Genomic DNA, 6,336 nt, shown 5'->3' on the forward strand with positions numbered 1-6,336 from the left:
TATGCATCAACTCAGCTAGATAGGGAAAAAACTTGTTTGTGTTTAAAGTCTGTACTGTGTAGTTGCCCGGTGTCGCTTGGGCAGGTCTGTTTTACACAGGCAAAGACTGGAGATTGTGGTAAGACCAGTAAGCTCCCTGCTGGGCAAGCAACTCGTCATGCCCTCCCTGTTCGATAATTCGACCTTTCTCCATTACCACAATTTTGTCGGCATTCCGGACAGTAGCCAAACGGTGGGCAATCACAATTACAGTCCGGTTTGTTCGCAAACGTTCCAGTGCTTCTTGCACTAACTGTTCTGACTGCGAATCTAAGGCGCTAGTGGCTTCATCGAGAATCATGATTTCCGGGTCGCGCAGCATTGCCCTAGCAATTGAAATGCGTTGTCGTTGTCCTCCGGAAAGCCTAACGCCTCTATCTCCTACCACTGTGTCGTATTGGTTGGGCAACTGACAGATAAATTCGTGGGCATTGGCAAGGCGGGCTGCCTCAATCACCTTTTCTCTGTCCATTCCCTCTAAACCGTAGGCAATGTTATCCAGAAGTGAGGCATTAAAGATGTAGGTGTCTTGGCTAACGACTCCGATGTGCTGGCGTAGCGAGACAACATCGTAGTTTCGGATATCTTGACCGTCGATCTCGATTACACCGTCGGTCACTTCGTAGAAACGGGTAACGAGAGATGCCACAGTGGATTTCCCGGCTCCAGAAGCGCCAACCAGCGCCACAGTTTTGCCACGAGGAATTTCTAGATCCAAACCGTTGAGGACGTAAGATCTGCCGCTGTAGGCAAATTTTACATTTTGGAAAAGAATGCGATCGCGCAACCCTGTAAATTTCTGGTTTCCATTAGGAAGCGGATATTTCTCTGGTAACGAGAGCGCCTCCGTGACTTTCGTTAACGCTGGCAGAGACTCTTGGACAGAACCCCTCGCTGCATTCACCTTTTTCAGTACCGGAACAATTCTAATCAGAACCAGCATGAATATCAGCAGCTCTGCGGTTGTGAGCAGACCCTTGGAGATAAACAAAGTGTAGCTACCGACTAAAACCACCATCGCCGCAGCCAAAGTCGCTAACTCTGTCAGCGGGTCGATGATGTTTAGCTTCTTAGCTAGCCCGATGTTTGCCTCCATATAATTGCTACTGATCTTATTGAAGCGGTTCAGTTCAAAATCTTCCGCACCATAAGATTTAACGATGCGAACACCGCCTAACGTATCTAAAGCCATCGCGTTTAGAGTGCGTTTAGCAGTAACAACTAAACCCCCCGATGTCTTAATCTTTTTCAAGAAATAACTGAGCCATAAAGCAACGCCTGTAATCAAAAATGTCGTTAGAACCGTCATTTTCCACGACACGATCACCAACGTTCCCAGATACGCGATTAAAATCAGCAGGTTGGTCAAGCCATAAAAGAAGTTAGTCAACAGCTTGTTTGTTTCCATTACCTCTGTATGTAAGGTACTGGTTACTTTACCCATCTGCACATTATCAAAAAATTCAATGGGCGAATATAAATAGGTTTGATACAGCCGTTTCCTCAAGCGTTTGATGACGGCTTCCCGATAAATGGAAGTCAAGACTTGGGAAATGTAGTAGAAATACCCTTTTAAAATTAAAGAACCCATGAGGACCAAGGCAAACAAGCTAATGAGCGTTCCTTTACCTTGCTGCGCTAGCCAACTGTTCAACCCTTCCGTTAAAGCCATTTGAGGAAGAAGCGTTCCACCTCCTTCATTCAAAATTACTTTTAGGAAAGGAATCATCAATCCGATTCCTACACTATCTAGAATAGAAGACAAAATCATTGTCACTAAACCTAGATAGAGAGTTTTCTTCTGCACCTCCAAAATCAGAGAGGTCAGTTTATCGAATTTTCCAATTCGCTTCATTAAGCCCAATTTTAATTTTGCTTTAGCCTCACGCAACCTTGTTTCTCGTCCGAGTGTCTGACTTCGACTCATAGTGTCTACCGCTACTGAACCTTTGAACAGCCAATCGTTGATTGCTAATTCCAGGCTAAATTTTCTTGCCGGAGCGCTTTTTCCTGATGTTTCACTGTGCCGACGCTTGCTCTTAAATTATTTTGCTCGTAGGAAACACAGTGTTAGCTTTGTTCACTTTCTCTAGTAAATGTTACCAGACTTTTTGCTATAAAAGCATCGAAAAAACACGATTTTCCCTATTTTTAATGTGAAGTTTTAGTGAAGTTGCAATTAATATAAAATCCTTACTTGAAGTTTTTATTTTTTAACTCATTCAATCAGAAAATTATTCGGTTTATATCATGTTTTTTCTAGAAAAATATACTTCTAATGGCAGATTTTAACCTGCCAAATGCAATTTTAATGGTTGAACTCTATCTAATGGTAGATTTCTACTAACCGCTCGTTCAACTTGTTAAAGTCGTAATGCGCTTCTACGTAGGCGCGACCGGAGCGACCCATTTCAGGCCAAACTTCCGGATGTTCAAATAAATAGCCCAACTTTTCAGCCAGAGTATCGGCATCTCGTTCGGGAACCAAAAAACCTGAAATCCCATCTTCAATTAGTTCTGGAATGCCACCGTGTTGCGTCCCTATCACGGGTAAACCCATTGCCATTGCTTCTTTTAATACGTTTACGGGGGCATCTTGATCGCCGTTCTTCGCTGTCACGCAGGGGGCGATAAATATATGGGAGTTGTCGAGAATTTCAATGAGTTCCTGCTGCTGCTTGTGACCGAGCAATTTTACTTTGTCACTAACGTCCAGCTCATCAATGAGTTGCTGCAAACTTTCCTTTAATGGCCCATCCCCAACGATGTTGTACTCGATGTTGGGGTATGCCTTAGCCAACTTGGCAATGGCACGAATTCCATACTCAATCCCTTTTTTTTCGACAAGGCGACCCGTGGTGACAATCCCAATACGACCATCAGCGGGTAGATGACGTGTGGTAAACACAAACTTGCTACAATCAATGCCCGAACGAAGGACGATGATTTTCTTCTCATCGCAACCTAGCTTAATCAGGCGACGTTTGAAATAATCGCAGTTAGAAAGAAAAAGGTCTCCTGTGGCGAATAGGGGATTATAAACGTCTTCACCGAATTCCTGAATATGCTGGCTAATATCGAAACCGCGAAATGAGGTAATTAATTTTCCGTGGGGCGCACCAATCAGCCGAAATGACATCCCGATGAATCCTAAAGGGCCAAATTGACAATGGATGATGTCGTATTCTTTTTTGCCCAATAATGAGACTGCTGCATATAGTAACCTTAATGAAGCAGCTTCTTTGCCATACTTAAAAACATTAAGCGATCGCAGTAATAGGGCTGGGTCTTTGTAGCTGTTCGCGAATAGCAACCCCAAGCCTTTTAGCCCGCGAATCGCAATATTAGATGGCATTTGGATATAGTAGGTACGATTCAGGAGTTGGTACTTTTCTACTGCTGGATGCACCTTGGAAGTATCTCCGAGTTGGTCAGAATAGATATCAACTTCGTGACCCCGATCGATTAAACCAGCGATTTGGTTTAAGATAAAGGTTTCTGACAAAACCGGAAATCGACCAACAATCATCGCGACTTTCACAACAATTTTACCCCTATAACTTGACTTTTCTATTTACTAAATACCCTATCAGGTAATTAGCAGTTTCTCGTATATTTCAACTAAATAGTCGTTTAGCTGCCCAATTTCATAGTGCTTTTCCACGTATGCACGACCAGCCGCACCCATTTCGGGCCAGACCTCTGGGTGGGCGATTAGGTAGCCTAATTTTTCTGTCAAAGCATCGACATCTCGTTCTGTAACTAGGAACCCTGAAACCCCATCTTCGACTAGCTCAGGGATACCACTATGGTAAGTGCTGGCAACTGGCAAACCCATTGCCATTGCTTCTTTTAAAACATTAGGAATTCCTTCTTGATTATTATCCTTACTGGTTACGCAGGGAGCTACAAAAATGTGGGAATCGTTGAGAATTTGCACGACTTCGTGCTGTTGTTTCCAACCCAAGAGATTTACTATATTTCCAACATCTAGCTCTTGAATCAGTTGCTGCAAGTCTGGCTTTAAAGAGCCATCACCAATGATATTGTATTCAAGATCGAGGTTCATTTTTGTCAAGTTAGCAATAGCGCGAATACCATATTCAATCCCTTTTTTTTCAATTAGGCGACCTGTTGAAACAATCCGCACTTTACCATCGGGATGCGGATAGCGTGTCTTAAAGGAAAACCGATTACAATCGATTCCTGAGCGGAGTACAATAATTTTTTTTTCATTGCAGCCCAGACTAATCAATTTATTTTTAAAATGGTTACAAATGGGCAGGAAACAGTCTCCTTTTTCAAAAAGCTTTTTATAGATATCGTCACCATATTGACTGAGATACATAGTGAGGTCAGAACCTCGAAATGAGATAATTACTTTAGCTCTGGAGGCAGCAATTGTCCTAAAGTACATCCCTAAGAATCCTAAGGGTCCAAACTGGCAATGGATTATATCGTATGGCTTATTTGATAGAAATGGGAGTAACGAGAATGTTGTATACAGCATCCTCAATGAAGCCGCTTCTTTGCCATACTTAAAAACATTAAGCGATCGCAGAAATGCAACAGGATTTTTATGGAAATTTGCTAATAGCAGCCCAATCGCTTTAATTACGTAAATTAAATGATTCGCTGGTCTTTGCTCCGGAACATAGTAGGTGCGCTCAAGAAGTTGATATCTTTCCACATCTGGGTGGATTTTGGCAGTATCACCCGGTTGCTGGGCGTAAATTTCAATCTCTTGTCCTCGCTCAATCAGCCCCACGATCTGATTTAAGATGAACGTCTCTGATACAGTAGGAAATTTACCAACAATAAAAGCGATTCTCATCGTAAATTTCACCTAATATCCGATACTTTGCTGTCATCATCTTGGACGGTTAAGCATCAAGAGCCTTTAGGTCGTTTGAACTGTTTTAGTACAGACAGGTAAAGCTCCTTGGTATTGAATACATAGAACATCAAGATTAAATAGGTCAAAGCCATTACCGCCAAACTGACAATCACTGTAGCCCAAACGGTTAAAGTTGGCGCGATCGCTAACTTAACCCCAAACGCGATCGCTCCTGCGATTAGAGATGCCAGCAAAGGATGCTTCATGGCTTCTAATAAATTGAGCATGGTGATAGACGTGCCGCGCGTTGCATAGTACATACAAGGCAATGTCTGCAATAGCTTGGCAATTGAATAACTTAAAGCAACACCGCGTGCGCCATAAGGTAATCCAAAGAAAAAAGAAATCACCAAGAAGCTGGAAGAAAATACTCCCCACTTGAACATCTGAGCTGTCCTTCCTGAAGAAATATAGAGCCAGCCAGAGGTATTCGTAAGTGGTTGAACGAGTGCGGATAGACCAAGAAGCTTGAAGATTGTACCAGCCTCTCCCCATTGGGAGCCAAGTATCAGCTCGACCAATTCTTCGGAGACAATCATCATAAATAGGACGATAGGCGTCGTCAAAAATCCGATCAGCGATAGTCCTTTTAAATAGTGGTTGCGAAATTGCTGTGGCTCAGAATGCAATCGGCTCAGACCGGGAACGGCAACAGCGGTAATGGGGGAGTTGATTTGTTGCAAAGGAAGCATCATTAGGCTGTATGCTTTCGCGTACACACCTAGAGCCTCAGCACCCCATACCCGCCCGATTAAAATGTTGTCCAGGTTTCGGGCGCAGTAGTTAAGGACGCTGAAACCAGTGAGGTTGCCACCGAAAGCCAGCATAGAACGGACGCCTGAGCGTTGAGCCGGTAAGCCAGGACGCCAACCACACATTACCCAAACCCCAACAGCCGTGACGATTGCTGTAGTCAGTGACATAAATATTAGCGACCAGTATCCAGCCCCATACACAGCTGAAATAATCGCGATCGCTACCCCCAGCACGATGGAGACGATCTCAATTGCAGCGAGAGCGGTAAAGCGCATCTGTCGCCGAAGCAAGGCTTGGTGCTGGACGCTCAACCCACCAAATATAAATGCACTAGCAGAAACGATCGCAATCCAGGTCAGGCGCGGCTCACCATAAAACCAAGCGATCGCAGGTGCCATCACCGCAGTTAAGAGCATCAGTAAGAGGCTCAGCCCCACATTCACCCAAAACAGGGTACTGACCTGCTTGTGGTTAATTTCGGCTCTTTGGATCGTCGCCGTAGACAGACCCATGTCATTGAAGAGAAACACAATACCCGTCACGCTAGTCACCATCCCAATTAGACCGTAGTCTTGAGGTGAGAGTAGACGAGCTAGCACAACCGTCGATCCCATTTGAAGTACAAATTTGCACCCCTGACTCAC

The 6,336-nt window shown here is 44.0% G+C and carries 4 protein-coding genes; all 4 read right to left on the minus strand.

Going from position 1 to position 6,336, the window contains the following annotated elements; all coding sequences use genetic code 11:
• Nucleotides 1–91: 91 nt before the first annotated feature.
• Nucleotides 92–1,966, minus strand: coding sequence for an ABC transporter ATP-binding protein (locus H6F50_RS20235; RefSeq protein WP_190411171.1), 1,875 nt, complete (start codon nucleotides 1,964–1,966; stop codon nucleotides 92–94).
• 399 nt (nucleotides 1,967–2,365) lie between these two features.
• Nucleotides 2,366–3,580, minus strand: coding sequence for a glycosyltransferase (locus H6F50_RS20240; protein ID WP_190411170.1), 1,215 nt, complete (start codon nucleotides 3,578–3,580; stop codon nucleotides 2,366–2,368).
• A 48-nt stretch (nucleotides 3,581–3,628) separates the two neighbouring features.
• Nucleotides 3,629–4,873 (minus strand): glycosyltransferase, encoded by a 1,245-nt coding sequence (locus tag H6F50_RS20245; RefSeq protein WP_190430093.1) that lies wholly within the window; start codon nucleotides 4,871–4,873, stop codon nucleotides 3,629–3,631.
• Between the two features lie 56 nt (nucleotides 4,874–4,929).
• On the minus strand, nucleotides 4,930–6,336 hold a 1,407-nt coding region (locus H6F50_RS20250), incomplete at its 5' end, for an MOP flippase family protein (RefSeq protein ID WP_190430094.1).

This window comes from Coleofasciculus sp. FACHB-712, from assembly GCF_014695635.1.
GTDB lineage: Bacteria > Cyanobacteriota > Cyanobacteriia > Cyanobacteriales > FACHB-T130 > FACHB-T130.